1 pseudogene is annotated in these 523 nt (G+C 45.7%); it reads left to right on the forward strand.

Annotation, left to right across the window (positions count from 1 at the left end):
• Positions 1 to 523, forward strand: a pseudogene (locus IM793_RS24695) (hypothetical protein); the annotation flags it as partial.

Consider the following 523-nt stretch of genomic DNA (forward strand, 5'->3'; position numbering starts at 1 on the left):
CGGTAACCCTTCAGGTCCTGGTACGCCTCCTGTTGATCCTGCCTGTCCGGATTGTACGGTTACCCCACTTCCACAAACTCCGGTTATTAAATTAACTAAAACCGGAACATACGCAGATACCAATGGCGACGGCAAGGTAAACCTTGGCGACAAGATCAGCTATACTTTCAAAGTTGAAAACACTGGAAACGTTACGGTAAGTGACATCATTATTACTGACCCTAAAGTAACCGTAACCGGTGGTCCGGTAACTTTACTTCCTGGTGCTGCCGACTTAAATACATTTACTGCTTCTTATACGGTAACACAGGCCGATATTGATAAAGGCGCAGTGTACAACATTGCAACAGCAACTGGTAAAGATCCTAAAGGAAACAACGTTACCGATCAGTCTGAAAGCGGTAACCCTTCAGGTCCTGGTACGCCTCCTGTTGATCCTGCCTGTCCGGATTGCACAATCACTCCACTTCCACAAACTCCGGTTATTAAATTAACTAAAACCGGAACGTATGCAGATACCAAC

Origin of the sequence: Pedobacter sp. MR2016-19 (genome assembly GCF_014947265.1) — a bacterium.
In the GTDB taxonomy this organism is placed as follows: Bacteria; Bacteroidota; Bacteroidia; order Sphingobacteriales; family Sphingobacteriaceae; genus Pedobacter.